Annotated in this window: 24 protein-coding genes; 12 read left to right on the top strand and 12 right to left on the bottom strand. The window is 66.0% G+C overall.

What is annotated here, in order from left to right:
- Positions 1–128 precede the first annotated feature (128 nt).
- On the top strand, positions 129–1,793 hold the full coding sequence (locus FHS96_RS07835; protein ID WP_429589696.1) for an MFS transporter: 1,665 nt from the start codon (positions 129–131) through the stop codon (positions 1,791–1,793).
- Positions 1,794–1,829: 36 nt separating this feature from the next.
- Here the strand turns inward: FHS96_RS07835 and FHS96_RS07830 are convergent, their stop codons facing one another.
- From FHS96_RS07830 to FHS96_RS07810, 5 genes are all read right to left on the bottom strand, one after another.
- The gene (locus FHS96_RS07830; RefSeq protein ID WP_429588922.1) at positions 1,830–2,840 is read right to left on the bottom strand and encodes a 2-hydroxyacid dehydrogenase; all 1,011 of its coding nucleotides are present in this window, start codon (positions 2,838–2,840) and stop codon (positions 1,830–1,832) included.
- A 5-nt stretch (positions 2,841–2,845) separates the two neighbouring features.
- Positions 2,846–4,351, bottom strand: coding sequence for a hypothetical protein (locus FHS96_RS07825; RefSeq protein ID WP_429588921.1), 1,506 nt, complete (start codon positions 4,349–4,351; stop codon positions 2,846–2,848).
- Between the two features lie 61 nt (positions 4,352–4,412).
- Complete coding sequence (locus FHS96_RS07820) at positions 4,413–5,933, bottom strand: S1 family peptidase (protein ID WP_429588919.1); 1,521 nt, start codon at positions 5,931–5,933, stop codon at positions 4,413–4,415.
- A 52-nt stretch (positions 5,934–5,985) separates the two neighbouring features.
- Entirely contained in the window at positions 5,986–7,560 is a 1,575-nt protein-coding gene (locus FHS96_RS07815; protein WP_429588917.1) for a M1 aminopeptidase family protein, read from the bottom strand.
- A 56-nt stretch (positions 7,561–7,616) separates the two neighbouring features.
- Positions 7,617–9,785, bottom strand: coding sequence for a primosomal protein N' (locus tag FHS96_RS07810; RefSeq protein WP_429588915.1), 2,169 nt, complete (start codon positions 9,783–9,785; stop codon positions 7,617–7,619).
- 184 nt (positions 9,786–9,969) lie between these two features.
- On the opposite strand from FHS96_RS07810, the gene FHS96_RS07805 reads away from it, so the two are divergent.
- Positions 9,970–11,295, top strand: a complete 1,326-nt coding sequence (locus FHS96_RS07805) for a PQQ-dependent sugar dehydrogenase (protein ID WP_429588913.1) — start codon at positions 9,970–9,972, stop codon at positions 11,293–11,295.
- Between the two features lie 67 nt (positions 11,296–11,362).
- Here FHS96_RS07805 and FHS96_RS07800 read toward each other — a convergent pair whose 3' ends face one another.
- Positions 11,363–11,785, bottom strand: a complete 423-nt coding sequence (locus FHS96_RS07800; protein ID WP_429588912.1) for an organic hydroperoxide resistance protein — start codon at positions 11,783–11,785, stop codon at positions 11,363–11,365.
- Positions 11,786–11,999: 214 nt separating this feature from the next.
- Between FHS96_RS07800 and fsa the strand changes: the two genes are divergently transcribed.
- The gene (fsa, locus tag FHS96_RS07795) at positions 12,000–12,653 is read left to right on the top strand and encodes a fructose-6-phosphate aldolase (protein ID WP_429588910.1); all 654 of its coding nucleotides are present in this window, start codon (positions 12,000–12,002) and stop codon (positions 12,651–12,653) included.
- A gap of 66 nt (positions 12,654–12,719) precedes the next feature.
- On the opposite strand, the gene FHS96_RS07790 is transcribed toward fsa, so the two are convergent.
- Entirely contained in the window at positions 12,720–13,382 is a 663-nt protein-coding gene (locus FHS96_RS07790; protein ID WP_429588908.1) for an RBBP9/YdeN family alpha/beta hydrolase, read from the bottom strand.
- A 239-nt stretch (positions 13,383–13,621) separates the two neighbouring features.
- Between FHS96_RS07790 and FHS96_RS07785 the strand changes: the two genes are divergently transcribed.
- From FHS96_RS07785 to FHS96_RS07765, 5 genes are all read left to right on the top strand, one after another.
- Positions 13,622–14,359, top strand: coding sequence for a TlyA family RNA methyltransferase (locus FHS96_RS07785; protein ID WP_429588907.1), 738 nt, complete (start codon positions 13,622–13,624; stop codon positions 14,357–14,359).
- Between the two features lie 58 nt (positions 14,360–14,417).
- Positions 14,418–14,945 (top strand): TspO/MBR family protein, encoded by a 528-nt coding sequence (locus tag FHS96_RS07780; protein ID WP_429588905.1) that lies wholly within the window; start codon positions 14,418–14,420, stop codon positions 14,943–14,945.
- A 32-nt stretch (positions 14,946–14,977) separates the two neighbouring features.
- Positions 14,978–15,289 carry an accessory factor UbiK family protein gene (locus FHS96_RS07775; RefSeq protein WP_429588903.1) on the top strand — a complete coding sequence of 104 codons (312 nt, stop codon included), beginning with the start codon at positions 14,978–14,980 and terminating at the stop codon, positions 15,287–15,289.
- A 112-nt stretch (positions 15,290–15,401) separates the two neighbouring features.
- The gene (locus FHS96_RS07770) at positions 15,402–15,911 is read left to right on the top strand and encodes a type III secretion system chaperone family protein (RefSeq protein ID WP_429588901.1); all 510 of its coding nucleotides are present in this window, start codon (positions 15,402–15,404) and stop codon (positions 15,909–15,911) included.
- Between the two features lie 43 nt (positions 15,912–15,954).
- Positions 15,955–16,743: a pyrroline-5-carboxylate reductase family protein gene (locus FHS96_RS07765; RefSeq protein ID WP_429588899.1), complete on the top strand. Its 789-nt coding sequence runs from the start codon at positions 15,955–15,957 to the stop codon at positions 16,741–16,743.
- A gap of 74 nt (positions 16,744–16,817) precedes the next feature.
- Here FHS96_RS07765 and FHS96_RS07760 read toward each other — a convergent pair whose 3' ends face one another.
- On the bottom strand, positions 16,818–17,306 hold the full coding sequence (locus FHS96_RS07760) for a peroxiredoxin (RefSeq protein ID WP_429588897.1): 489 nt from the start codon (positions 17,304–17,306) through the stop codon (positions 16,818–16,820).
- A gap of 118 nt (positions 17,307–17,424) precedes the next feature.
- Here FHS96_RS07760 and FHS96_RS07755 point away from each other — a divergent pair, with 118 nt between their 5' ends.
- The 3 genes from FHS96_RS07755 to FHS96_RS07745 all read left to right on the top strand — a co-directional run bounded on the left by FHS96_RS07755 (position 17,425) and on the right by FHS96_RS07745 (position 22,869).
- Positions 17,425–17,985, top strand: a complete 561-nt coding sequence (locus tag FHS96_RS07755; protein ID WP_429588896.1) for a YqgE/AlgH family protein — start codon at positions 17,425–17,427, stop codon at positions 17,983–17,985.
- 105 nt (positions 17,986–18,090) lie between these two features.
- Positions 18,091–19,503 carry an adenosylhomocysteinase gene (ahcY, locus tag FHS96_RS07750; protein WP_429588894.1) on the top strand — a complete coding sequence of 471 codons (1,413 nt, stop codon included), beginning with the start codon at positions 18,091–18,093 and terminating at the stop codon, positions 19,501–19,503.
- A gap of 159 nt (positions 19,504–19,662) precedes the next feature.
- Positions 19,663–22,869, top strand: a complete 3,207-nt coding sequence (locus tag FHS96_RS07745; protein ID WP_429588892.1) for an amidohydrolase family protein — start codon at positions 19,663–19,665, stop codon at positions 22,867–22,869.
- Between the two features lie 9 nt (positions 22,870–22,878).
- Here FHS96_RS07745 and FHS96_RS07740 read toward each other — a convergent pair whose 3' ends face one another.
- Entirely contained in the window at positions 22,879–23,739 is an 861-nt protein-coding gene (locus FHS96_RS07740; RefSeq protein ID WP_429588890.1) for an alpha/beta hydrolase, read from the bottom strand.
- A gap of 85 nt (positions 23,740–23,824) precedes the next feature.
- On the opposite strand from FHS96_RS07740, the gene FHS96_RS07735 reads away from it, so the two are divergent.
- Entirely contained in the window at positions 23,825–24,589 is a 765-nt protein-coding gene (locus tag FHS96_RS07735; protein ID WP_429589693.1) for a metallophosphoesterase family protein, read from the top strand.
- Between the two features lie 4 nt (positions 24,590–24,593).
- On the opposite strand, the gene FHS96_RS07730 is transcribed toward FHS96_RS07735, so the two are convergent.
- The 3 genes from FHS96_RS07730 to FHS96_RS07720 are packed head-to-tail and all read right to left on the bottom strand — an operon-like array spanning position 24,594 to position 26,133.
- Entirely contained in the window at positions 24,594–24,950 is a 357-nt protein-coding gene (locus FHS96_RS07730; RefSeq protein WP_429588888.1) for a GntR family transcriptional regulator, read from the bottom strand.
- 53 nt (positions 24,951–25,003) lie between these two features.
- On the bottom strand, positions 25,004–25,582 hold the full coding sequence (locus tag FHS96_RS07725; RefSeq protein ID WP_429588886.1) for a nitroreductase family protein: 579 nt from the start codon (positions 25,580–25,582) through the stop codon (positions 25,004–25,006).
- Positions 25,583–25,638: 56 nt separating this feature from the next.
- Positions 25,639–26,133 (bottom strand): flavodoxin family protein, encoded by a 495-nt coding sequence (locus FHS96_RS07720; RefSeq protein ID WP_429588884.1) that lies wholly within the window; start codon positions 26,131–26,133, stop codon positions 25,639–25,641.

Genomic DNA, 26,133 nt, shown 5'->3' with positions numbered 1-26,133 from the left:
CCGTTCCCATGCGGCGATGCATCCTTGGCACTGGACGCGGACGGCGCCTTCGCCTTTGATGCACCTCAACTGGCCTGACCGATGGCCGGGGCACAGAGGAGAGATGCGTGGCAACTGCCGACGAAAGCCTGACGGACAAGGATGGCCTGCCGCGCCATCATTCGGCGACGCAGAACGAAAAACTGGTCATCGCCGCCTCGTCGCTGGGCACGGTGTTCGAATGGTATGATTTCTACCTCTACGGCCTGCTCGCCACTCATATTTCAGCGCAGTTCTTCTCCGGCGTCGATGAGACCACCGGCTTCATCTTCGCGCTTGCCGCCTTTGCTGCGGGCTTCGCGGTGCGGCCGTTCGGCGCGCTGGTGTTCGGACGGATCGGCGACCTGGTCGGGCGCAAGAACACCTTCCTCGTCACGATGGCGATCATGGGCCTCTCCACCTTCGCGGTCGGCCTGTTGCCCGCTTATGGAACTATCGGTGTTGCCGCGCCGATCATCTTGCTGATCATGCGGCTGGCGCAGGGGCTTGCGCTGGGCGGGGAATATGGCGGTGCGGCCACCTACGTCGCCGAGCATGCGCCCAACGACAAGCGCGGGCTCTATACGAGCTGGATCCAGACCACCGCCACCTTTGGGCTGTTCGCAGCGCTGCTGGTGGTGATCGGCTTCCGCGTCGCAGTGGGGGAAGAAGCGTTCGCGGCCTGGGGCTGGCGTCTGCCGTTCCTCGTATCGATCCTCCTGCTCGGCGTCTCGATGTGGATCCGGCTGCAGCTCAACGAGAGCCCCGTGTTCCAGAAGATGAAGGAAGAGGGGACGACCTCGAAGGCGCCGCTCACAGAGGCGTTCGGCCAGTGGCGCAACCTGCGCTGGGTGCTGATCGCGCTGTTCGGCGCGGTCGCGGGGCAGGCGGTGGTCTGGTATGCGGGCCAGTTCTACGCGCTGTTCTTCCTCGAGAAGACGCTGCGCGTGGATGGCGCCACTGCCAACATCCTCATCGCCATCGCGCTGGCGCTGGCCACGCCCTTTTTCGTGTTCTTCGGTTGGCTTTCGGACAAGATCGGCCGCAAGCCGATCATCCTCGCCGGCTGCGCGCTGGCCGCGCTCGCTTATTTTCCGCTGTTCCATGCGCTGACCGACGCGGTCAATCCGGCGCTGGCGCGCGCGCAGGCAGTGGCGCCGGTCACCATCATCGCCAATCCGGAGGATTGCTCGTTCCAGTTCGATCCGGTCGGCAAGAACAAGTTCGACGGATCCGGCTGTGACATCGCCAAGGCCTATATGGCGAAAACGGGTATCAGCTATGACAACCAGCCAATACCCGCAGGTCAGCCGGCGGTGGTGCGGGTCGGGGATGTCAGCTTCGCCGTGCCCGCACCGGGCGGTCTTTCCGCTGACGACCGCAAGGCGGCGATCGCCGATTTCCAGACACGGTTGGGCGAGGGGCTCGCCGCGGTCGGCTATCCGCCGGCCGCCGATCCGGAGCAGATCGATCGGGTCAAGGCGATAGCGGTGCTCTGGGCGCTCGCGATGCTGGTGACGATGGTCTACGGGCCGATCGCGGCGATGCTCGTCGAACTCTTCCCCAGCCGCATCCGCTACACCGCGATGTCGCTGCCCTATCATATCGGCAATGGCTGGTTCGGCGGCTTTCTGCCGACCACCGCCTTTGCGATGGTGGCGGCGACCGGCAATATCTATTACGGTCTCTGGTACCCAGTGGTGATCGCCGCGGCGACGGTGGTGATCGGGCTGATCTTCCTGCCCGAGACCTTCAAGCGGAACATCGATCAGTAGGAAACGCGCCCCTCCCGCTTGCGGGAGGGGCACTCGCTACCCTCTCAGCATCGCCGTGCCGACCGAATTCATCAGCAGCCGTCCCGCTGCGAAATCGCTGATATTCTCCAGTGTCGTCGCCGCAATCGCCTGCAGGGCCTCCTCTGTGAGGAAGGCCTGATGTCCGGTGATCAGCACGTTGGGAAAGGTCAGCAGGCGTTGGAACACATCGTCCTGCACGATCTCGTTCGAGAGATCCTCGAAGAACAGGTCGGCTTCCTGCTCGTAGACATCAAGCGCGACGCCGCCGATCCGGCCGTTTTTCAATCCATCGATCAGCGCCATCGTGTCGATCAGCGCGCCGCGGCTGGTGTTGACGATGATCAGGCCGGGGCGCGCCAGCGCTATCGCGTCGGCATCGACGATATGGCGCGTCTCCGGGGTCAGTGGACAGTGCAATGTCAGGATATCGGCATCGGCGATGACCTCCGCCGGCGGACGATATTCGACGCCGATCGCGAGCAGCTCCGGATCCTCGGCCACGTCCGCGGCGAGCACGCGGCAGCCGAAGCCGAGCCGCAGCGCGCGGGCGACGAGCGCACCGATCCGACCGGTGCCGATCACGCCAGCGGTACGGCCATGGAGGTTGCGACCGATCAGGCCATCCAGCGCGAAATTATTCTCGCGCACGCGCGCCCAGGCGCGGTGAATGCGGCGGTCGAGCGCGAGCAGCAGCGCGAGAGTGAATTCGGAAACCGCGTGCGGTGAATAGGCCGGCACGCGCGCGACCGCGATGCCGAGCCGTTCGGCGGCGCGCAGGTCGACATTGTTGAACCCCGCGCAACGCAACGCGACCAGCCGGGTGCCGCCTTCCGCCAGTCTTTCGAGCACCGACGCATCGAGCCGATCGTTGACGAACGCACAGACCGCCGGAAATCCGTCCGCGAGTGTAGCGGTGACGGGGTCCAGCCGCGGTTCGAAGAATGTCAGGTCATGGCCGTGCGCAGCATTGGCCGCAGTCAGGAAATGACGATCGTAGGGCTTCGTGCCAAAGATAGCGACGTGCATGATGATCAATCCTCACGAGCGCCGGGAGTTTCCGAAGGCGGATCGGGAACCGGCTGACGCGCGCGCAGCGCCTCGATCATTCGCGCCGCATCCTCGGCGGCGTCGCCGCCGTGCGGGTTGTTCGCGAGCGGCTGGAGCAACGTGATCGCGGCGTCCTGCTTGCCCTCCCGCGCCAGCAGCCGCGCATAGGTGAAGCGCACGCCGACATGCTGCGGCAGCAGTTGATAGGCGCGCGCGAGACCCTGCTTGGCAGTCGCCGACGGCTCCATGCCGAGGCGCGTGTAGATCCGGAAATTCTCGTAGAGCGGCAGAGGATCGTTGGGCACAGCGCGGTTGGCGCGGATGATGTCGCCGCGCGCGGCTTTCCACGCCTCGGTGTCGCGGTTGCCGGCCTTCTGCAGCCGCGCCGCCTCGGCCAGCGCACGCCACAGTGCGGCGCGGCCCAGATTGGGATCGAGCGCCAGCGCCTTGTCCGCGGCGGACTTGGCTGCATCATGCTCGCCGAGCAACAGCCGCGCCTGCGCCAGCATCGCGAAGGTCTCGGCATTGCCGGGAAATTGCGCCGCTGCCTGTTCAAGCTCGGTCGCCAGCGCCAGCCGCCGCTCGCGCGGCACGCCGCGCATCAACGCAATGCGTTCGCGAATCGTCGCCTGGCCGGCGGCGTCGAGCGGGGTTACCGTCGCGGCGCCGCTATAGACGAACGGCCTGGCGATGTGGAAATAGTTGAGCCGCGATTGCTGGCGATAGCGATCATAATCGCGTTGCAACTGGTCCAGCGGCCCGAACGCTTCGATGGCGGCATCGCGATTGGCGCGGCCGCCGGCGAGCAGGTCCAGATAGCGCGACAACTGGCCGGGACGCTCGCCACTAACCGAAAGATAATGCGTCAGCATCCAGCCTTCGGCGTACAGCGCACTGGTCTGCGGCCCCTTCAAGGTCCCGCGATTGGCCGTCAGCAGGCGCTCGACCGGCATTTGCGGGCCGTTGCGCGCCGCCATCCAACGCGCGGCGGGGGGCGTGCCCAGGCTGGCGAAATCCTGCTTGTCGAAGCTGGCGGTGGAGAGGAAGTCGGCGAAGCCCTCGACGTACCAGATCGGGTAGGTCGAGGGGAAATATTGCATCATCAGATGGTGCGCATATTCGTGGCGCAGCACGATATCGCCGGTCTGGATCGATCCGGTGGCGCGGGGCACCACCGCCAGCGCGCCGCCCGCGGCCGGCACATAGAAGCCGCCGACATTGCCGGAATTGTCGCCGAACACTGCGCGAACCTGGCCATCAGTGTCGAGCGCGAACACCGTCAGCTTCATGCCCGGTTCGCGGTCTCCCAGCGCGAACACGTGGCGCGCCAGCATGTCGAAGCGCTCAAGCTCCAGCGCATAGTCCCGCGCCTTGTCCGGGCGGGTGTCGGCATAGACGGTGAAATGCTCGGTGTTGACGCGCTGCCATTCGGCATGAACCGGCGCGCCCGCGGCACCCAACAGGGCAAATATAAGCCGAATCAAACGCATGGCTTCGCTCCCGACCGGGCGCAGGGCTATCGCTCGTCACCCCGCCCGGCAAGGCCGCATGTCAGGGGGCGACAAGCTTCCCGCATTGATAGATAAGGCTTTCGTTGGTCTGCGGCGGCAGCGAGGTACGGATCGCCGCCTGCATTTCCGCAACCGTGCGCAGCACCTCGGGATCGGCGCTGCAGCCGGTCTGGTCATAGCGGCGACGGATCTCGCGCACGGCTTCCATGTCGGTGGCGTTCAGCAGATAGCGATCCGAGCGGAACCGGCCTTTCGTCGGTTCGAAGCTCTGTACCGTGACGGTGGCATCATTCTCGGGAACGAGCGCGCGGCTCCAGATCCCACTGGCGATCTCGCCATATTGGGTCTTGCCGTTGACGCAGCCGGTGGCGGTCCACTCGAAGGGCAGATCGTCGGTGGAGGATACGGTGATGCGGCTGCGATCGCTGACCACGCGGCAGATATTCTTGCCGATCGCGTCATAACCCTCGGCCACCACCTTCTTCTCCGGCGGCATGCGATCGTCGACCTCGTCGAACTTGGGACGGTTGAGGAAGATCAGCAGCGCACCCGCGAGGAGCAGCATGCTGACGATGATCGCGCCGATGCCCAGGTTGCGCCGTTGCTGGTTGAGCGCGAGGCCGCCGCCGGCCATCGCCAGCACACCGAGCGCGAGCAGCACCGCGGCGATCGCGATCGCATTTTCACGCTCGGTTGCGATTTCGCGCTCGATGCGTTCGCGTTCGGCGGCGCGTGCGTTCCTGGCCTCGTCGGCCATGCGGCGCAGCGCCTCGGCATCGCTCGCATCGCTTGCGGCGGCGCGGCGTTCGAGTTCGGCCTGCTCCGCGGCGGACAGGCAGCGCACCGGCGTGGTCCGCGCCTCCACCTTGGCGCCTTTAAGGAACGCGGTCAGTTCGCGGCCACTGGCGGCGAAACCGAACTCCGCATCGACGCCGTCGGAAGCGCTCAGATAGGAGTTGACGCCGACGATGCGGCCGCACTCGTCGAGCAGCGGACCGCCGCTGCTGCCGCGTGCGATCGCCGCGGTGTGCAGAATGGTATCATAATCCTTGCTGCTGCGGCCCAGCGAGATCAGTCCCTGCGTGCGCACCGGCGCAGTCGGACGGATCAGATCGTCGGCGTTGCGCCCCTCGGCACGATCGACATTGCTGGGATAGCCGATCGCATAGACCGGTTCCGACCCTTCGGGCGGCAATGTCGCGATCGTGCCGGGCGCAAGCTGCCCACCATCGAGATCGACAAGCGCGAGATCGACGCGCTGCGAATAGGTGGCGACCTTGCCGACAAAACCTTCCTTGCCGTCATAGGGGACAACGAAAATCAGCATTTCGGGATCGTCGAGTGCCTGTTCGACGACATGGAGGTTGGTGACGATCTGCCGAGGCCCGACCGCAAAGCCACTGCCATGGCCGCGATAGAAATAGTCGTTGCCGTCGGTCGCGACCACGACGACGCGCACCACGCTGCGCTCTGCAGCGCTGATATCGCGGCTTTGCGCATGCACGGCCCCCGCCAGCAGCGCGATGATCACCATCAGCCCGGCGATGAGCGCGTGCTTCACCTTCATTCCCCATGTGCGACCCATGGAGAGCCCCATATCGTGGTGTGGCGCCTTAGGAAATATCTGGATGCAAGCGTTTGCCGCGAAGCGTCTTTTCGCCTTCCGCCGGAGCGGCCGCCGCGGCGTCCGGAGTACGATCCATTGCCGCGAGCGCCGCCTTGCCGTCCTTTGCATCGAGCGCAGTCAGTATTGACATTGCCCAGTCGCGCTGCGCGACACCCTGTTCCGCACTGTAGGCGATCGGGGCCATCGCGATGCGCGCAGCCGGCAGCTTGTCTTGCTCGATTAGCAACCGCGCCGCCTGGATCCGAAGCCCCCCATCGAAGGGAGCCAGTGCATGCGCATAGAGCAGGGCGTCTTGAGCATTCTTCGTTGCCGGCTCACCGGCCGCGTCGAAGCTCTGATAGTAAAGGATTAGCGGCCAGGCATATTCAGGATCGACGCTATTGGCCGCGCGATACCAGCGACGAACTTCCCGCCAGTCCGCGCCCTTGGCATCGCTCTTTGCCTGCAGCCGCGCCTGCATCGCCAAGCCCTTGTAGATCATTGCATGGATCGATTTCGGGTCGGCCCGCAGCGCTCGGTCCGCCGCGGCTTCTGCGGCCGCGAAATTGCCCGCATCATATTCGGCTTCGGCCAGCACATTCTGAGCGCCGGCATCGTCCGGATGGGGAGCCGCGGCCTTGCGGGCATCGGCCGCAACCTGCGGCGCCGTTTTCTGGGTCACCCCGCGCGTCGATCTGATGCTGACGTCCATCGTTGCGGCTTCACCGGCGGTCAGCGGCCGGACAACGACGGCGCCCGGATTAAGCCCTGATTTGATGCCCAATGCTGGCAGGGTGCGCTGCTTGATGTAGCGGTTCAGCGCCTGATCGAACGCGCGCGGGTCGCCGAAAACCGCGCTGGCCGCGTCGGCATCGGTTCCACTGTTGATCGCGTTCAGATACGCCCGCAGCAATTTCGCACGCTCCGGCTCCATCACCAGATAATGCATCGCCAACCAGCCGCGGGCGTAGAGCGCGGCCATCTGCTCGTCGTTCAGGCGGCCGGGATTGAGCTTCAGCATCGTCCTCGCAGGCATGACAGAGGCGTCGAGCATGCCCCAGGCGCGATAGCGTGGCGCCGTACCGAGGACGAGCTTGCCGTCATCCTCGAACGTCGCCGTCGCGTAAAACTCGGCGAACCCTTCCGAAAACCAGAGCGGGACGACGGTGCTGCCCCAGCTCTGATACATGAAATGATGCGCATATTCGTGGAGCAGAACCGTTTGAGCGGTCAGCGAATATTTGCCGGTGTCCGCACGGCGGGGGACGAAGGCGACGCTCCCCGAGGCACGGTTTTCCATGAAACCCGCAACACCGCGCATACCCGCCAGTCGCCGGATATCGCCCATATCATCGACGACATAGATGGTGACGCGGCTTGAGGCGCTGGCCGGAATTTGTGGTGCGGACGTGACCAGCCTCATCGCGCTGTCGAATTGTTCGAGCCGTGCGGCGAAGTTGCGAATGTTTTCCGGTTTATCGTTCGAATAGATGGTGAAATGATCGCTGCGTGCCTCATGCCATGCGGCGGATACGGCTTGCGGCAGGAACAGAAGCACCAGAAAAGACAGGAAACGCAGCACGACGAAACACCCCCATTTCGTAGATGGGGAAAGCCTATCCGGGCCGCGATGCGGGATCAAACGAAACTATAGGGATCCACATCCACCGAAACACGCACGCTGCGTGGCCATTCGAGCCCGCCCAGCCAATCGCGGATCGCGGATTGCACGTCTAGCGCGCGGACGGCGTGGACGAGCAGGCGTTGGCGATGGCGGCCGCGCAGCATCGCCATAGGCGCGGGGGCGGGGCCATAGACCGCCATGCCCTCGATCCGCGGCGCGGTGCGGCCGATCAGGGTCGCGGTTTCTGCCGCCTGGCGCTGGTCCTCGGCGGAGATGATGATGGCGGCATAGCGGCCGAAGGGCGGGGCATTGGCATCGCGCCGCGCCTCGGTTTCCGCGGCGTAGAACGCAGCGGCATCGCCCGAGACCAGCGCCTTGATCACCGGATGACCGGGGCCGTGGGTCTGGATCATGACATGGCCCGGCTTCTCGCCGCGGCCGGCACGGCCCGCCACCTGCATGATCTGCTGGAACGTCCGCTCCGCCGCGCGCAGGTCGCCGCCGGCAAGGCCCAGATCGGCGTCGATCACGCCCACCATCGTTAGTTCAGGGAAATGATAGCCCTTGGTGATGAGTTGAGTGCCGATGACGATATCGATCTCGCGCGCCTCCATCCGCCCGACGAACTCTGCTGCCTTCGCAGGCGACCACATCGTATCCGAGGTGACCAGCGCGGTGCGCGCGTCGGGGAACAGTTCCGCGACCTCGTCAGCGATGCGCTCCACGCCGGGGCCGCAAGCAACGAGGCTGTCCGCCTCATGGCATTCCGGGCATTCCGCGGGTGGCGGCATCACATGGCCGCAATGATGGCATTGCAGCCGGCGGATCAGCCGGTGCTCGACCATCCATGCGGTGCAATTGGGGCATTGGAAGCGATGGCCGCAGGTTCGGCACAATGTCAGCGGCGCGTAGCCGCGGCGGTTGAGGAACAGCAGCGACTGTTCCCCGCGCGCCATCGTTTCTTCCATCGCCTTGACCAGCGGCGGCGCGATCCAATGCTGGCGGCTCGGCGGATGCGCGGTCAGGTCAATCGCGGCGATATCCGGCATGGTCGCGCCGCCGAAGCGGGCGGGCAGCTTCAATTCCTGATAGCGGCCCATCGCGACCTGGTGGCGCGTCTCGATCGCAGGTGTCGCGCTGGCGAGGATCACCGGGCAACCCTCGAAATTGCCGCGCATCACTGCGACGTCGCGGGCGTGATAGGTGACGCCGTCTTCCTGCTTGAAGCTGGTCTCATGCGCCTCGTCGACCACGATCAGCCGCAGGTCGCGATAGGGCAGGAACAGCGCCGATCGCGCGCCCACGGTTACCTTCGCCTCGCCGCTCGCGATTGCGCGCCATGCGCGGCGGCGCTGGGACTGGCGCAGGCCCGAATGCCAAGCGACCGGCTGGTGGCCGAAACGCCCCTCGAAGCGGCGCAGGAATGGCTCGGTCAGCGCGATCTCGGGAAGCAGCACCAAAGTCTGCCCATCCTCATTCAGCGCACGGGCGACGGCCTCGAAATAGACCTCGGTCTTGCCCGATCCGGTGACGCCGTCGAGCAGGAAGGTCTGGAAGCCGTGCGCGGAAACCGCGTCCGCCAGGGTGCCGGCAACCCGCGCCTGCTCAGGCGACAGTTCTGGGCGCGCGAAACCGGGGTCGGGGCGGGGGTAGGGATCGTCGACCGACACCTCGACTGCTTCGATCGCACCGGCCTTCACCAGCCCGCGGATCACGCCGTCAGAAACATCTGCGATCGTCGCCAGTTCGCGGACCAGCCCCTGACGTTCGCCGATCCGCTCAAGCGCCTGGGTGCGCATCGGCGTCATCCGGTCGGGCACCTGACCGGTCAGGCGATATTCGGTGACGGTGCGGCTGGCATCGAGCGCCGAGGCGGAGGACAGCGCCATGCGCAGCACCGCCGCCGGCGGTGACAGATAATAGTCGGACGTCCACTCGATCAGCCGGCGCAGCGGGGCGCCCAGCGGCGGCAGGTCATAGACGCCGAGCAGCGGCCGCAGCCGGTTGTCGCCGACTTCCGCGTCGGAGGGCATCCGTTCCGGCTCCCACACGACGCCGGCAAGCTGCCGCGGCCCGAGCGGCGCGAGCACGATGCTGCCGGGTTCGACCACATGTTCGCGATCAACGCGATAGTCGAGGGGGCCGAGGGCCGGGTTCAGCAATAGGACTCGCGCGCGCGCCATCGCCGCTAGTTAGGGATGGAAGTGCCGGAAGAACATCCCTCTGCGCCGAGACCCACGCCTTCTGCGGATATGGCTGTCCGGCGCGGCGACGTTCTTGACATCGCCGATCTCGTCACAGCATGTCGCCCAATATACGGAGTGCCTCACCAAATGGTGAAGCGCGCGGACGTGAGAGGGTGGTGTGATGGGGCGAGACACGTCGTCATTCAGCGACTTCGAAGCGATCTGCAAAGAAGGCAGCGGCCCGTTCCGACTGACGCTGGTTTTCGCGCTGTCTATCGCCGCGCTGCCGACTGCGGCGCTCGCGCAAAATGGAGCGGGCATCGGCCCCAACCCTCAATTGCCGCCGCCCTATCAGACGAAATCGGCAGTCAACACTCCGGATACTACGCCTTTTCCCGGCGGCGGCCGCCCTGCCGCGGCAGCGGGCCTTGCCGTCAACATTTTCGCCGGTGGGCTCGATTCGCCGCGCAACGCGGTCGTGCTCCCCAATGGCGACGTGCTCGTGGCGGAAGCACGTACCGAGCGGAAGAATGAGGATCCCGCCTATCGCGATCAGGGCAAGAACCGCATCCTGCTGCTGCGCGACAGCGATGGCGATGGGCAGGCCGATGTGCGTGAGCTGCTCATCGGCGGGCTTCAGCAACCCTATGGCATGGCGCTGATCGGATCGAAGCTCTACATCGCCAATGCCAATGGCGTGTTCTGGACGCCCTATACGCTTGGAACGACGCGGATTGCGGACGATGCGCCGCGGACCTGGATCACCCGCTTCGATCCCACCGGCTACAACAATCACTGGACGCGCAACCTGCTGGCCAGTCGCGATGGCAAGACGCTGTATGTCGCCGTGGGCTCGGCCAGCAATGCCGGCGAGTATGGCATGGAGAAGGAGGAACGCCGTGCCGCGATCCTCGCGATCGATCTCGAGACGGGCCGTGAGCGCGTCTTCGCCGATGGCATCCGCAATCCGGTGGGCATGGCGCTGGAGCCGGTTACCGGCAAGCTGTGGACGTCGGTCAACGAACGTGACGAACTGGGCGATGATCTTGTGCCCGATTACATTACGTCGGTGCGGGAGGGCGGCTTTTACGGCTGGCCGTACAGCTACTGGGGGCAGCACCCCGACCCACGCCTGAAGGGACAGCGCCCGGACCTAGTCGCACGCGCGATCACGCCCGACTATGCCGTCGGCGCACACGCGTCTGCACTTGGCATCGCGTTCGGCGACCGGACCTCGCTGCCGCAGGCGTTCCGTTCGGGGGCGTTCGTCGCGCGGCACGGGTCGTGGAACCGCTCGCAACTGCTAGGCTATGACGTGGTGTTCGTCCCGTTCCGCGACGGCCGGCCTGCCGGTGACATGCAGCCCGTCCTCACTGGCTTCACGGACGGCGTGAGGGTTCACGGTCGGCCGCGGGCATTGGCGACGGCGAAGGACGGCGCCTTGCTGGTGGTGGACGACAAGGGCGGCGCGATCTGGCGGGTAGCAGCGGCGGTAACTCCGAAATAGGTCTGAATCGCATTCGATCGCCTCCCGCCGGAGCAGGAGGCGATCGAAGAAGTTTCTGCAGCCGTGGTCAGATCAAGCTGATGCGCACGTCCAGGCCGTTGCGGGTCGCGTGGCTGTAGGGGCACACGATGTGCGCTTGATCGACGATCGCCTGCGCCGTCTCCCGATCGATGCCGGGAAGGCTGATCGCTAGCGCGACATCCAGACCGAAGCCTTGGCCATCGTCCCGCGCGCCGATGCCGACGGTCGCGGTGACGGTCGATTCCTCGGACACCTTTACCTTCTTCTGGCTCGCGACGAACTTCACGGCGCCGAGGAAACAAGCGGAGTAGCCCGCAGCGAAAAGCTGCTCGGGGTTGTTGCCTTCGCCGCCCGGGCCGCCGAGTTCCTTGGGGGTGACCAGCGACACGGCGAGCGCGCCGTCCTTGGTGCTGGCGCTGCCGGTGCGTCCGCCGGTGGCCGTTGCTTCGGTGGAATACAGAACTTTCATCGTCGGTCTCCTGGCTGGCCCAACCGGATGCTCCGGCGCCGGGCTGATAAGTGTTATATATCGTACGCGATAGGATCGTTCAATGGGTAAATCTGTTTTTTCGTCAAAAATGCGCGATTGATAGCGTTCCCATAGGTTATGCAGACAAGCGTTGGGTGCGGGCGTTCACGCGCCTATAGAAGGCGCCGATTCGCACAGCCCAAAGGGGACGATCATGAAGTTCTTCGTCGACACCGCGGACACCGCCGAAATTGCCGAGCTTGCGGCGACCGGCCTGCTCGATGGCGTCACCACCAATCCGTCGCTGATCCACAAGTCGGGCCGCGACTTCGTTGAAGTGGTGCGGGAGATTTGCGGGATCGTCGACGGTCCGGTCTCGGCGGAAGTCGTGGCGCTCGATCACGAAACGATGATGAAGGAAGCCGAGATCCTTCGGAAGGTTGCGAACAACGTCACCATCAAGGTGCCGCTGACGATCGACGGACTCAAGACCTGCAAGGCGTTGAGCGCCGAGGGCACGATGGTCAACGTCACGCTCTGCTTCTCCGCCAACCAGGCGCTGTTGGCCGCCAAGGCGGGTGCGAGCTTCATCTCGCCCTTCGTCGGCCGCCACGACGATGTCGGTTTCGACGGCATGCAGCTCATCGCCGACATCCGCCAAATCTACGACAATTACGCCTTCGACACCGAGATCCTGGTCGCCAGCGTGCGCCACCCGATTCACGTGCTGGAATCTGCGAAGATCGGCGCCGACGTGATGACGGCGCCGCCCGCGGTCATCAAGGCGCTGTTCAACCACCCGCTGACTGAGAAGGGCATCCAGGGCTTCATGGCGGACTGGGCCAAGACCGGCCAGAAGATCTGCTGATGCCATAAAACGCCGGGCGGTCTGGTGACCGCCCGGTGCTTGTGACGAAAAGGATGTTTGCCCGCCTCAGCTCGCGCGCGAGCGTGTTCGGTACGGATCGGGTCCGCGCAGTGCTTCGATGCCGCTGACCGCTTGGCCGTCGCGCGAGCGGTGCGCCGCGCCCATCACCCGATCGAGCAGGCGCTGGCCATCGGCCCAGAAGCCAATGTCGCTGTCAGCGTTGATATGGCCGAGCGCGCCGGCATTCTCGAAATGGCAGCCCCAATGCCGCGCCATGTCGAACGAGGCTTGGATTGAGGCATAATGATCGTCCTCGCTCGCGACGAGGATCGCGGGAAAGGGCAGGATCGCCGGTGCCATCGGCGCGAAATCCTTGATGCCGGGATGGATGCCCGCGCGGGTGACGTCTGGCGGCGCGACCAGCAGTGCCCCGGCGACCGGCCAGCCATAGGGCTGTCCGGAAAGTGCCGCCCACCAGGCAACGGCGTGGCAACCGAGGCTGTGCGCCACGAGGATCACCGGGGTTGGTGAATTGCGCACGGCCTGATCGAGCTTGGTCACCCAACTGTTGCGATGTGGGGCATCCCATTGGCCGAGATCCACACGGCTGCAATCGTCGCGCGATTGCTCCCACAAGGTTTGCCAATGGCCGGGGCCCGAATTGCTCAGGCCCGGCACCGTCAGCACCAGCGGGGCTCGTCCGTCGAAGTCATCAGACAGTTGCGCCATCGCAGCCTCCTATGCCTCGCCCCTCTTGCTCTCGTCGAAGGTTGCGGCCGCGCGCCGTTCTAGGGGGACGTCACGCGGCCGCTGTCTTTCGACACATTCCGAGATAAAGCCTACTATGTCGGTAGACAATAGGCTGGCGACAAAATGACTGCGCCGCGCGCCAGTCTGAATGTGGCGACAATGGGGCGAAGCTTTCGTGGGCGTGGCGGGTCGCGCCCTGAGCGCTTATGGCGCATCGGATGCCCAAGATTCGTGCCGATCAACTGCTGGTGGAGCGTGGCCTCGTCGAGTCGCGCGCGCGTGGACAGGCGCTGATCCTGGCTGGGCTGGTGCTCACGGGCGAACGCAAGGTCGACAAGGCCGGGCAGATGCTGGCCGAAGATGCGCCGCTCAGCGTAAAGGGTCGGGATCATCCCTGGGTGTCGCGCGGCGGGCTGAAGCTCGATCATGCGCTCACTCATTTCGCTATCGACGTGGCCGGCCTGATCGCGGTCGATGTCGGCTCGTCGACCGGCGGCTTTTCGGATGTGCTGCTGAGCCGCGGCGCGGCGCGCGTCTATGCGGTCGATTCGGGCACCAACCAACTTGCCTGGAAGCTGCGGCAGGATGAACGCGTGATCGTCCATGAACAGACCAGCGCCCGCATCCTGACGGCGGAGCATATCGCCGAGCCGATCGACATCGTCGTGTGCGATGCCAGCTTCATCGGCCTCGCCAAGGTGCTCGAACGTCCGCTGTCGTTCGTTCGGCCGGGCGGGCGGCTGGTGGCACTGATCAAGCCGCAGTTCGAGGCAGGCCGCGCCGAGGTGGGCAAGGGCGGTGTCGTCCGTGATCCAGCGGTGCATGCGCGCGTCTGCGCCGAGGTGGTCGATTGGCTGCAGGCGAATGGGTGGGGTGTCGAGGGTGTTGTAGAGAGCCCGATTACGGGCCCGGAGGGCAACGTCGAGTTCCTCGTTTCCGCACGACTTGCGGGCTGACCGGAACCAAGGCCGAAGCCGCGCTTTGCGTGGGGTGACTCCTTCGAAGGGTGTGACGATGAACAGGATTCCCGCCAAGACGCTTCTCGTCACCGTGCCTTTGATCCTGTTGCTGGGCATCGCCTCCGGCTGGCTCTCCGGATCGGGCGAGGGCAATCTGTGGTACGCCGCGCTGGACAAGCCCTGGTTCGTACCGCCGGGTTGGGTTTTCCCCCTCGCGTGGACGACGCTGTATATCCTGATGGGGATCGCGCTGGCGCTGGTGCTCGAGGATCGCGGAGCGCCGGGGCGGGGGCGTGCGATCGGGCTGTTCGTCACCCAGTTGCTGCTCAACCTTGCGTGGTCGCCTCTGTTCTTCGGGCTGCATCAGGTGCGAATCGCGCTGGCGGTGGTGATTGCAATGGCCGTGATCGTGGCCGTCACCATTGCGCTGTTCCACCGCATCCGGCCGCTCGCGGCCTGGCTGTTGCTGCCGTATCTGGCATGGCTTTGTCTCGCGACTGCGCTCAATTGGGAAGTCGCGCGGCTCAATCCCAGCGCGGAAACCCTTGTGCCGGGGGAGCCGAGGGGCCAGATAGCCCGCTGATGGTGGGCACAGCCCCGATGGGAGTTTCTTAAATGCAGACCGAGAACCGGTTCTTCGACGATTTGGCTAAGCTGATGAACGGCGCGGCGGGTACGCTGGCGGGCATGGGCCGCGAGGCCGAAGCGTCGGCGCGGCAGCGTGCGCGTGAGTGGATCGGCGGGCTGGACTTCGTCAGCCGCGACGAGTTCGAGGCGGTAAAGGCGATGGCCGCCGCGGCGCGTGACGAGGTGGACGAGCTGCGTGCGCGTCTCGCCGCGCTTGAGGCGGCTTCCGGCGTGGCGGCGCCCGTTGCAGCATCGTGTGATGTGGACCTGGGCAAGCCCGCGTCCGACCCGGTGGATTGATCCACTTCTTATCCACAGGATTTTCCACCGATCGGGAAATGCCGGCTTGCGCGCGCGCGGCTCTTTCGTAAGGGTCGTGGCGGGCGTGGCCATGCGCCCCGGAAAGGCATGAATGAACCTCGACGAGTTTGAAGGCGCGCGCGACGAGGCTGCGCCCATCGACATGCTCGAAAGCTATTTCTCTGCCCATGGCTGGCAGCATGAGCGCATCGGCGAAGATGAGATCGTGGCGCATGTGCAGGGAAGCTGGGCACAATATGAGCTTCGCTCTGTGTGGCGTGAGGAGGATCATGTCCTCCAGTTCCTGGGCTTCCCCGATATTCGCGTGACCGCCGACAAGCATGGCGTGATCTATGAAACGATCGGGCTGATCAACGAACAGCTCTGGCTGGGCCATTTCGAGATGTGGTCCTCGTCCGGGATCGTGCTGTTCCGCCATGCGGCGCTGATCGAAGGCGGCGACGATGTGTCGATCAGCCTCGAGCAGGCGGAATCGCTGGTGGAAGCCGCGCTCGATGAGTGCGAGCGCTTCTATCCGGTGTTTCAGTTCGTGCTGTGGGGCGGCAAGAGCCCCAAGGAAGCGATTGCGGCCGCGCTGATCGAAACGCGCGGCGAGGCCTGACGCGGCGGCTGACAAGCCCGCGAAGGGCGGCTAACGCCACCCGATGTCGAACGATGCGATCTGGCTGCTTGGATGCGGCAATATGGCGGGCGCGATGCTGTCGCGCTGGCTGGAAACAGGGCTCGATGCAAGCCGGGTGACGGTCATCCGGCCGAGCGGCAGGGCTGTGGCGCAAGGTGTGCGCGTGCTGACCGCAGTGCCGGCCGATGAACCCCCGCCGGCCGTGCTGCTGCTCGGCGTCAAACCCCAGAAGCTGGGCGATGTCGCCGGCATGGGCGCCGGCCCCGCAACCACGCTGATCTCGATCCTCGCCGGCGCGACGGTGGCAAACCTCCGCGCGGCCTTTCCTGCTGCCGGTGCGATTGTGCGCTCCATGCCGAACACCCCCGTCGCGCTCGGCAAGGGGGCGGTGGCGCTCTACGCGCCCGAGCGGACTCCGCAGGTTGAGGCGGTCGCCGCGCTGATGGCGCCGCTGGGCCTTGTCGAATGGGTGGATGAGGAACCGCTGCTCGATGCGGTGACGGCGCTGTCGGGCGCCGGCCCCGCCTTCCTGTTCCGCTTCATCGACGCGCTGGGCGCTGCCGGCGCGGATATCGGCCTGCCGCCCGAGCAGGCGGCCCGGCTGGCACTGGCGACGGTGGACGGTGCCGCAGCGCTTGCAGTGGCGGCGGGCGAGTCACCGGCGATGCTCGCCGAACGCGTGGCGAGCCCCGGCGGGGCCACCCGTGCCGGTCTCAACATTCTCGATGCGGAGGCGGGGCTGGCGCCGCTGGTCAGCCGCACGCTGGTTGCGGCCCGGCAGCGTAGCGCCGAACTGGCGCAGACCCGCTGAGGATGAACCTTCGGACCGGTGGGCGCGGCTTATGGCCGCGCGCCGGGGCCACGAAGCGGGGGGCGGCCTAACCGTCAGCCCCCCAACTGGCCCAGCATGTAATCCGCCGAGCTCACATTGAATTCGCCCGGAGTCTCCACGTTGAGCACTTCCACCACGCCATCGTTGACGATCATCGAATAGCGGCGGCCGCGTTCACCCATGCCGAACTTGGTGCTGTCCTGCACCAGCCCCACCGCGCGGGCAAAATCGCCGTTGCCGTCAGCCAGCATCGTCACGGTATCGCCGGCGTTTGCCGACTTCGCCCAGGCGCCCATCACGAACGCATCGTTGACCGCGGTGCAGGCGATCTCGTCGATGCCTTTGGCCTTTAGCGCCGTGGCCTTGTCGATGAAGCCGGGCAGATGCTTCGCGGAGCAGGTGGGGGTGAAGGCGCCGGGCACCGAGAACAGGGCGATGCGCCGTCCGGCGAAAAAGCTATCGGTATCGGTCGCTGCGGCGCCGGCGGGGGTTACCTTGGTGAGGGCGATGGTGGGCAGCTTTTGGCCGCTGCTGATCGTCATTACTGGCTTCCTTGCACAAATCGACGGCGCCGGTGCCGCCCGCGGCTCAACTGGGCCCGCGGGCCGCGTGGCGCAACCCCACCGTGACACTCTCCGTGCACCGGGTATAAACGGGGCCATGGACTCGCCTCGTTTCCTGACCGGCCAATTCCTGCTGGCAATGCCTGGAATCGGTGATCCCCGTTTCGAGCATTCGGTAATCGCGATGTGCGCGCATGACGAGAAGGGCGCGCTGGGCATCGGCATCGGCCATCGCGTGGAAGGCGTCGGCCTCCATCTGCTGCTCAACCAATTCGAGATCGCGACCGACAATGTGCCCGATGCGCCAGTGCATGCCGGCGGCCCGGTGGAGCCGCAGCGGGGCTTCGTGATCCACAGCAGGGACTGGTCCGGCAGCGAGAGCATCGACGTGGCCGGGCGCTGGGCGCTGACCGCCACGGTCGATGCGCTGCGCGCGATCGCTTCCGGTTCCGGCCCAACCAAGTGGATCGTGGCACTGGGCTATGCCGGCTGGGGCGAGGGGCAACTCGACGAGGAAATGCGGCGGCACGGCTGGTTCGTCACTCCCGGCGGCGAGAGCCTGTTGTGGGAAACCCGCCCCGAGGCGCGCTGGCGCGAGGGCTTTTCGAGCGCCGGCATCGACACGCGGCTGCTCGCAGCAAGCGCCGGGCAGGCCTGATCGCGCCATGCGAACAGCGCATATAAAGACATCTTTATATTTGCATTAGAGGCTGTGAGCCTGTATTCGGCGCGGCATCAAGAGCCAGTTCCAGGAGATTATCGAGTGGCAACCGCCCCCGTCGCCGGCTTCACCGACTTCGTCGTGAAGGACCTCAGCCTTGCCGCCTTCGGCCGCAAGGAAATTGAGATCGCCGAAACGGAAATGCCGGGCCTGATGGCGCTGCGCGCCGAATATGGCGCCGCGCAGCCGCTCAAGGGCGCGCGCATCACCGGCTCGCTGCACATGACCATCCAGACCGCGGTTCTCATCGAGACGCTGGTCGCGCTGGGCGCCGACGTGCGCTGGGCGACATGCAACATCTATTCGACGCAGGATCATGCCGCCGCGGCCATCGCCGCGCAGGGCATCCCGGTGTTCGCGATCAAGGGCGAGAGCCTTGAGGATTATTGGGAGTATGTCGATCGCATCTTCGACTGGGGCGATGGCGAAACCTGCAACATGATCCTCGACGATGGCGGCGACGCCACGATGTTCGCGCTGTGGGGCGCGCGCGTCGAGGCGGGCGAAGAACTGTTCACGCCGTCGAACGAGGAAGAGGAAATCTTCGTGAAGGTGCTCAAGAAGCGTCTGGCGGCGACGCCGGGCTTCCTGACCAAAACGGTCGCTGCCACCAAGGGCGTCTCGGAAGAGACCACCACCGGCGTCCACCGCCTTTATGATCTCGCCAAGAAGGGCAAGCTGCCGTTCCCGGCGATCAACGTCAACGACAGCGTCACCAAGTCGAAGTTCGACAATCTCTATGGCTGCAAGGAATCGCTGGTCGACGCGATCCGCCGTGCAACCGACGTGATGCTCGCCGGCAAGGTCGCCGCGGTGGCCGGGTTCGGTGATGTCGGCAAGGGCTCGGCGCAGTCGCTGCGCAACGGTGGTGCCCGCGTGCTGGTGACCGAGATCGATCCGATCTGCGCGCTGCAGGCGGCGATGGAAGGCTTCGAGGTCGTGACCATGGAAGAGGCGGCGACCCGCGCCGACATCTTCGTCACCGCCACCGGCAATGCCGATGTCATCACGCTCGATCACATGCGTGCGATGAAGAACATGGCGATCGTCTCGAACATCGGCCACTTCGACAGCGAGATCCAGATCGGCGCACTGGCCAACATGAAGTGGACCGAGATCAAGCCGCAGGTCGACGAAGTCGAGTTTCCGGATGGCAAGAAGATCATCGTTCTGTCGAAGGGCCGCCTGGTCAATCTCGGCAACGCCACCGGGCACCCGAGCTTCGTGATGTCGTCCAGCTTCACCAACCAGGTGCTGGCGCAGATTGAACTGTTCACCAACCGCGACGCCTATAGCAATGACGTGTTCGTGCTGCCGAAGCATCTCGACGAGAAGGTCGCGCGCCTTCACCTCGAAAAGCTGGGCGTCAAGCTGAGCACGCTGACGCAGAAGCAGGCGGATTATATCGGTGTGCCGGTCGAAGGGCCGTTCAAGCCGGATCATTACCGCTACTGATCATAGCGCACCGCTCGAGCGGTGCGCAGGATCGAAGGGGCGGGTCGCGGAGACGCGGCCCGCCCCTTCGCGTGTGGGCAACGCCGGCATTTCGACGAACGATGCTTGTCGCGCCGTGCCCCCAGTCGATAGTCTCCGCGGCAACAAAGGGGACGATCCATGAAAACCAGCCTCGCCGCGCTCGCCGCGGCGCTTCTTGCCATTCCTGCGGCGCATGCCGAGGAGACGGAAAAGCCCAAATGGGATGTCGCTGCTCCGCTGGGAATGACGACGCGCAAGATACCGGTGGATACCGACGAGGGCACCTGGATGAACCTCGACGTCAGTCCGGACGGAAAGCTGATTGCGTTCGATCTGCTGGGCGACATCTACACCATGCCGGTGGCCGGCGGTATCGCAACGCGTATTGCCGAGGGACTGCCCTTCGAGATCCAGCCGCGCTTCTCGCCCGACGGCAGGCGCATTGCCTTCACCAGCGATCGCGGCGGCGGCGACAATATCTGGGTGATGAACCTCGACGGCAGCGACAAGCGCCAGGTAAGCAAGGAGGATTTCCGCCTGCTCAACAATCCGAGCTGGAGCCCGGACGGTCGCTTCATCGCCGCGCGCAAGCATTTCACCACCGAGCGTTCGGCCGGCACCGGCGAGATCTGGCTTTATCACGTCTCGGGCGGCAGCGGCGTCGCGCTGGTCAAGCGCGCCAGCGAGAAATTGCAGAAGGAATTGGGCGAGCCGGCGTTCACCCCGGACGGCAAGGCGATCTACTATAGCCGCAACATCACGCCGGGCCCGGTGTTCGAATATGCGCAGGATTCGAACACCGACCTGTTCGACATCGAGCGCTATGACCTCGATACCGGCAAGGTCGAGACGGTGGTGAGCGGCGCAGGTGGCGCCGTGCGCGCGACGCCCTCGCCGGATGGAAAGTGGCTCGCCTTCGTTCGACGCGAACGCGCCCGCTCCAAGCTCTATGTCAAGGATCTGAAGAGCGGCGCGGTCCGCAAGGTTTACGACAAACTCGATCTCGACATGCAGGAAACCTGGGCAGTCCAGGGCCTCTATCCCAACATGGCTTGGCTGCCGGATTCGCGCGCGCTGATCGTCTGGGCGGGCGGCAAGCTGCGACGCATCGACATGGCGAGCGGTGCAGATACGATCATCCCGTTCCGCGTCACCGACGATCGCGTCGTAATCGATCCGGTTCGCCCCCAGGTCGCGGTCGCGCCGGAAAGCTTCGCGACGCGAATGCCGCGTTTCGCCTCGGTCTCGCCGGATGGTCGCCAGATCCTGTTCGAGACGATGGGCAAATTGTGGCTCAAGCCCGCCGCGGGCGGCGCGGCGCGGCGGCTGACGCGGGGCGACGAGGAACTCGAACTGTTCCCGAACTGGTCGCGGGACGGCAGGCAGATCGTCTATGTCGGCTGGACCGACGCAGGCCTCGGTACGATCCGCACCATTGCCGCGGCGGGCGGGCAAAGCAGGGCGGTGACCACCGAACCCGGCCATTATCGCCGCCCGCGCTTCTCGCCGGATGGCAGGACGATCGTGTTCGAGAAGGGCAAGGGAGGGCAACTCACCTCGCCCGATCATTCCGACAGCAGCGGCGTGTTCCGCGTCGCGACAGCCGGTGGCGCAGTCAGCCGCGTCACCGCCGATGGCGGCGAGCCGCAGTTCGGTGCCGACAATGACCGTCTGTTCGTCACGCGCTTCGCGGATGGAAAGGGCATGCTGGTCAGCCTCGACCTCAATGGGGAGGCGGGACGCACGCATGCCACCGGCGAACTGGTCAGCAATTTCTCGGTCGCACCGACGGGCGAGTATTTCGCCTTCCGCGAAAGCTATGGCGCCTATGTGATGCCGCTGCTGCCGGGCAATCAGGAACTCGGCGCAGGCGCGAAGGGCAGCCCGCTACCGGTGACGCGCGCAAGCGCGGGTGGCGCCGACTATATCCACTGGAGCGCCGATGGCGGCGCGCTGCACTGGAGCCTGGGGCCGACCTTCTATACGGCGCGGACCGAATCGCTCTTCCCCAGCGCACCGCCACCGGCCACGGGCACGGCACCGGCCTATGTGCCGCCGGCGAACGGCGTGTCACTCTCGATGGACGTCGCGGCACGCAAGCATCAGGGCCGCGTTGCGCTGGTCGGCGCGCGCATCGTGACGATGGCGGCGGTAGACGGTGGCATCGTCGAGGACGGCACGATCCTGATCGACGGAGACCGCATCACCGCGATCGGCCCCCGCGGGAGCGTGACGATACCCACAGGCACGAAGACGATCGACGTCGCCGGCAAGACGATCATCCCCGGCCTGATCGACGCGCACGCCCATGGCCCGCAGGGCGTCGACGAGATCGTGCCGCAGCAGAATTGGTCGGCGATCGCGCACCTCGCACTCGGCGTCACCACGATACACGATCCGTCGAGCACCGCGGCGGAGATCTTCCCCGCGTCCGAACGCCAGCGCGTGAATGATTTCCTCGCACCGCGCATCTTCTCGACCGGCGAGGTCGTCTATGGCGCCAAGGCAGGCGGCTTCTATGCGCGGATCGATTCGATCGACGATGCCCGCGCGCATGTCCGGCGGCTGAAGGCGCAGGGCGCGCACGCAATCAAGAATTACAACCAGCCCCGGCGTGAGCAGCGCCAGCAGGTCGTCGCCGCCGGCATTGAGGAGAATATCCAGACGGTGGCGGAAGGCGGCGCGCTGTTCGGCATGGACATCGCGCTGATCGCCGACGGCAACACCACGCTCGAACACAACATCCCGCAGAACATCTTCTACAAGGATGTGATCGACTTCTTCGCCGCCACCAAGGTCGGTTACACCCCCACATTGGTCGTGAGCTACAGCGGCCTCGCCGGCGATCCCTATTGGCGGCAGGCGACCGACGTGTGGCTGCACCCGATCCTCTCGCGCCATGTGCCGCCCGGTGATCTGCAGGCGCGCAACGTCCGCCGCACCAAGGCGCCCGAGGAGGATTTCGTCGACGACGATAATGCCCGGGAGGCGCACAAGCTGGCCAAGCGCGGCGTGATGGTCAGCATCGGCGCGCACGGCCAGGAGGAAGGGCTGGGCTCGCATTGGGAACTCTGGTCATTCGTGCGCGGCGGCATGACCCCGCTGGAAGCCCTGCGCGCGGGCACGATCACCCCAGCGCGCTCGCTCGGCTTCGACCGCGACATCGGCTCGCTGGAGGTCGGCAAGCTGGCGGATCTGGTCGTGCTCGATGCCGATCCGCTGACCGACATCCGCAACTCAGACCATATCGCGCGGGTGATGCTCGGCGGCCGGCTCTATGATCCGGTGACGATGGACGAGGTGGAAACCGGCACTGCGAAGAAACGCCGCTACTTCTGGGAGTAGGCAACCGCCTCAGTCGGAAAGCGCCGCGCGCATCAGGAAATCGGCGCTTTCCGCCAGCACAGGCGCCTTGCCGCGAAACGGCCGGGCCAGCGCCATCACGATCCCGGCATGGTCCAGCCCGGCATAATCGCGATAGACCGCACTGCCGCCCGCCGCCTGCAGCGCCGCGGCCAGCGCCTGGCTGTTGCGCGGGCGGACCACCGTGTCGGCGGTGCCCGTCGCCAGCCAGACAGGCGGCGCATCGCGCCTGGCGAAGTGGATCGGCTGGGTGAGCCGCGGGTCGGGTGCGCGGGCGAAGGCGGCGATCGAGGCGGGCACGTCGAACGGAAAGAAATCATAGGGGCCGGCAAGCCCCGCAACGCCCCGGATCGCGCGCGCGTCGATCCCCGCCGCTCGGGCGTAGCCGGAATCGAGCGCAACAAGCACCGCGATATGCGCGCCCGCCGAATGGCCCGCGAGCAGGATGCGTTCCGGATCACCACCATGCAGGGCGGCATGATGGGCCACCCAGCGCAACGCGGCGGCCGCATCCTCGACGAAGGCGGGGAAGTGGATCGCCGGCACCAACCGATAGTCCGGGACGACGACGGTGAAGCCCAGTGCCGCGAACGCGCGCGCGGCGAAGCCGTAGTGCCGGCGCTCGCCGGCGCTCCAGCCGCCGCCGTAGAAGAAGACGAGCACCGGCTGCGGCCTATGCGCGCCTGCCGCGCGCCACAGGTCCAGCCGCTGGCGTGGTGCCGAACCATAGGCCGCGCCGGAGATCCGCCGCCGGATGCGCGGGCCACCGGGCGTCAGCCGGTCGGCGAGGTCGAGCAGCGCCGGACCGGTCAGGCCCGTTCGCGCGGCAACGGCGGCAATTATGGAAATCATTCGCTTCATCGAATGACCGCGTTAGCATTTCCGTCGATCTCGGCCAAAGGTGGAGCGGGCTGCGCCGCTCGCGCGTTAAATGGATATGACCAAGCTCTACCACATCAGCGATCTTCATTTCGGCATGGAGGATCGGATCGCGCTCGACTGGTTCCAGAACGAAGTGCGTGTCGAGCGGCCCGACGCCGTGATCGTCACCGGTGACCTCACGATGCGCGCGCGCTCGCAGGAGTTTGCGGCGGCGGCGGCGTGGCTGGAGGCGCTGGCAGTGCCGGTCACGGTCGAGGTCGGCAATCATGACCTACCCTACCTCAACCCGCTGGCGCGCTTCGCCACGCCCTATAAACGCTACCGCCGCTTGGAACGGATGATCGAACGCCCGCTCGACCTCGACGGCGTGACGCTGGTGCCACTCAAGACGACGGCACGGGCGCAATGGCGGCTCAACTGGTCGAAAGGCAAGGTCGGCAGCCGCAGCCTTGCCTCCGCTCTGGTCCTGGCGCGCGCGGCGCCGGCCGACCATGTCGTACTGGTGGCCTGCCATCATCCGCTGATCGAGGCGGGCACGCGATCGAGCGCGCGGACCCGCGGTGGCTCCGCCGCGCTCGAAAAGCTTGCCGCCGCCGGCGCACACGCGGTGCTGACCGGCCATGTCCATGACCCGTTCGATGTCGCGCATGCTGTGGGCGGTCGTACGGTGCGGTTGATCGGCGCGGGCACGCTGTCCGAGCGCGTCCGCGACACGGCGCCGTCCTATAATGTGCTGTCCGTGAAGGAGGGCGCCATCGAACTGGAACTGCGCGCGCTCACCGCCGCACCTCAACCGGCCCCGCAACTCAGGACGGCCTGACCGATCAGGCGTGCGCGCGATCCAACAGATCTTCGGCGGCGAGGCCGACGCGATCCATCTGCGCCTTCACCCGCGGCCATACGCGTTCGAGGAATTGCGCGCGTTCTGTATCGCGTAACCGTTCGACCGCGCCCGGCGCCACGAACATGCCGACGCCGCGGCGCACCGTAACATAGCCATCGTCCTGGAAGGTCTGATAGGCCTTGGCCACGGTCAGCGGATTGGCGCCATGTTCGGCGGCGAAGGCGCGAACCGAAGGAAGCTGGTCGCCCTCGCGATAGGCGCCGTCGAGGATGGCGGCAACGATGATGCCGCGCAGGCGGAGGTAGATCGGGCTGTCGTCGCTCTCAAGCGCTGTCATGCTTCCGTAATACAGCAAGACAGCGCGGCGTCGAGTCCCTTCGCAAGCAGCGATCAGCCCGCCCAGGTCGAAACGACCGCGTCATAAGCTGGACGGGGACGTTCCTCGAGCGGGCGCGAGGGCGATCCGATGAAGACGAAGCCTGCGATCCGTTCCGGCGCTGCCCCGAACGCGTCGCGCACGCGCTCGTCATAGGTCATCGGGCCGGTTAGCCAGCCGCCGACGAAGCCATGCGCGTGCGCGGCGACGAGCAGGTTCATGCACGCCGCACCCGCCGACAATTCCTGTTCCCACAGCGGGATATGGCTTTCGGGGCGGGGCGAGGAGAGGGCGACCACCAGCGTCGGCGCCTGCCGTGCGAACTGCTCCATCGCCTCCACTTCCAGCCGCCCGGCCTCGGGCCGGCCGGTGCGATAGGAGTCGACCAGCAGCGCCGCCAGCGCCTCCCGCTTGTCGGCGGGGACGATCACGAAGCGCCACGGCGCCAGCTTGCCATGGTCGGGCACGCGGATCGCCGCCGCCAGGATGGTGCGGAGCTGCGCATCATCCGGCCCCGGCGCCACCATGTCGCGCGGCTTGCCGGAACGGCGGGTGGCGAGGAGCGCGGCGGGGGAGGAGATGTCGTTGAACATGGTCCCAGGGCCTACCAGCGCGAGCGGAGCGCCGCAAACGTCCAGCGCAGTGCTGATCAGAAGATTCCCAGCGACAGACCGGTGGCAAGCATTTCGCCGGTCTCGCGGCAGCGATCCAGATCCTTCGGGGCGATATGCTTCTGCGCCAGGATCGCCTCCGGCGTCTGTGCATGCGTGCAGACGATCAGCGGTTCGGCGACGCGCTTGAGGCGCCAGCCGGTGGCGATGCGCTCGACCTGACGCACCGCGTTGCCGCCGTCGCTGCCCGCGCAGACCATTGCCGCATAGGGCCGGCCTTCGATGCGGCCGAGCACCGGATAATAGCTGCGGTCGAAGAAGCCCTTCATCACGCCGGCCATCGCCGCCAGCATTTCGGGCGTTGCGAAGAGATAGAGGTCGGCGCCGAGCAGGTCGTCGGCGCCGGCCTCTGCAGCATGGCGCGAAAGGACGCCGACCCCGTCCACCCGCCGCGCACCCTCGGCGGCTGCCTCTGCCATCTGCCGCGTGCCGCCAGTCGCCGAATGATGGACGATCAGCAGCGTGCGGCGCAT

Origin of the sequence: Sphingomonas zeicaulis (assembly GCF_050433225.1) — a bacterium.
Taxonomy (GTDB): domain Bacteria; phylum Pseudomonadota; class Alphaproteobacteria; order Sphingomonadales; family Sphingomonadaceae; genus Sphingomonas_D; species Sphingomonas_D zeicaulis.
Note: the sequence above shows the minus strand (reverse complement) of the source record. Positions and strands in the feature narration are given on the sequence as shown.

What these genes read in the sequence shown, in the direction of transcription:
- FHS96_RS07780 (WP_429588905.1), top strand. Translation starts at nt 14,418, where the DNA reads ATGAACAGGATTCCCGCCAAGACGCTTCTCGTCACCGTGCCTTTGATC.
- FHS96_RS07745 (WP_429588892.1), top strand. Translation starts at nt 19,663, where the DNA reads ATGAAAACCAGCCTCGCCGCGCTCGCCGCGGCGCTTCTTGCCATTCCT.
- FHS96_RS07790 (WP_429588908.1), bottom strand. Translation starts at nt 13,382, where the DNA reads ATGGCGCAACTGTCTGATGACTTCGACGGACGAGCCCCGCTGGTGCTG.
- FHS96_RS07770 (WP_429588901.1), top strand. Translation starts at nt 15,402, where the DNA reads ATGAACCTCGACGAGTTTGAAGGCGCGCGCGACGAGGCTGCGCCCATC.
- FHS96_RS07725 (WP_429588886.1), bottom strand. Translation starts at nt 25,582, where the DNA reads ATGTTCAACGACATCTCCTCCCCCGCCGCGCTCCTCGCCACCCGCCGT.
- FHS96_RS07775 (WP_429588903.1), top strand. Translation starts at nt 14,978, where the DNA reads ATGCAGACCGAGAACCGGTTCTTCGACGATTTGGCTAAGCTGATGAAC.
- FHS96_RS07810 (WP_429588915.1), bottom strand. Translation starts at nt 9,785, where the DNA reads ATGGCGCGCGCGCGAGTCCTATTGCTGAACCCGGCCCTCGGCCCCCTC.
- FHS96_RS07740 (WP_429588890.1), bottom strand. Translation starts at nt 23,739, where the DNA reads ATGATTTCCATAATTGCCGCCGTTGCCGCGCGAACGGGCCTGACCGGT.
- FHS96_RS07755 (WP_429588896.1), top strand. Translation starts at nt 17,425, where the DNA reads ATGGACTCGCCTCGTTTCCTGACCGGCCAATTCCTGCTGGCAATGCCT.
- FHS96_RS07735 (WP_429589693.1), top strand. Translation starts at nt 23,825, where the DNA reads ATGACCAAGCTCTACCACATCAGCGATCTTCATTTCGGCATGGAGGAT.
- FHS96_RS07730 (WP_429588888.1), bottom strand. Translation starts at nt 24,950, where the DNA reads ATGACAGCGCTTGAGAGCGACGACAGCCCGATCTACCTCCGCCTGCGC.
- fsa (WP_429588910.1), top strand. Translation starts at nt 12,000, where the DNA reads ATGAAGTTCTTCGTCGACACCGCGGACACCGCCGAAATTGCCGAGCTT.
- FHS96_RS07760 (WP_429588897.1), bottom strand. Translation starts at nt 17,306, where the DNA reads ATGACGATCAGCAGCGGCCAAAAGCTGCCCACCATCGCCCTCACCAAG.
- FHS96_RS07830 (WP_429588922.1), bottom strand. Translation starts at nt 2,840, where the DNA reads ATGCACGTCGCTATCTTTGGCACGAAGCCCTACGATCGTCATTTCCTG.
- FHS96_RS07805 (WP_429588913.1), top strand. Translation starts at nt 9,970, where the DNA reads ATGGGGCGAGACACGTCGTCATTCAGCGACTTCGAAGCGATCTGCAAA.
- FHS96_RS07720 (WP_429588884.1), bottom strand. Translation starts at nt 26,133, where the DNA reads ATGCGCCGCACGCTGCTGATCGTCCATCATTCGGCGACTGGCGGCACG.
- FHS96_RS07785 (WP_429588907.1), top strand. Translation starts at nt 13,622, where the DNA reads ATGCCCAAGATTCGTGCCGATCAACTGCTGGTGGAGCGTGGCCTCGTC.
- FHS96_RS07825 (WP_429588921.1), bottom strand. Translation starts at nt 4,351, where the DNA reads ATGCGTTTGATTCGGCTTATATTTGCCCTGTTGGGTGCCGCGGGCGCG.
- FHS96_RS07800 (WP_429588912.1), bottom strand. Translation starts at nt 11,785, where the DNA reads ATGAAAGTTCTGTATTCCACCGAAGCAACGGCCACCGGCGGACGCACC.
- FHS96_RS07765 (WP_429588899.1), top strand. Translation starts at nt 15,955, where the DNA reads ATGTCGAACGATGCGATCTGGCTGCTTGGATGCGGCAATATGGCGGGC.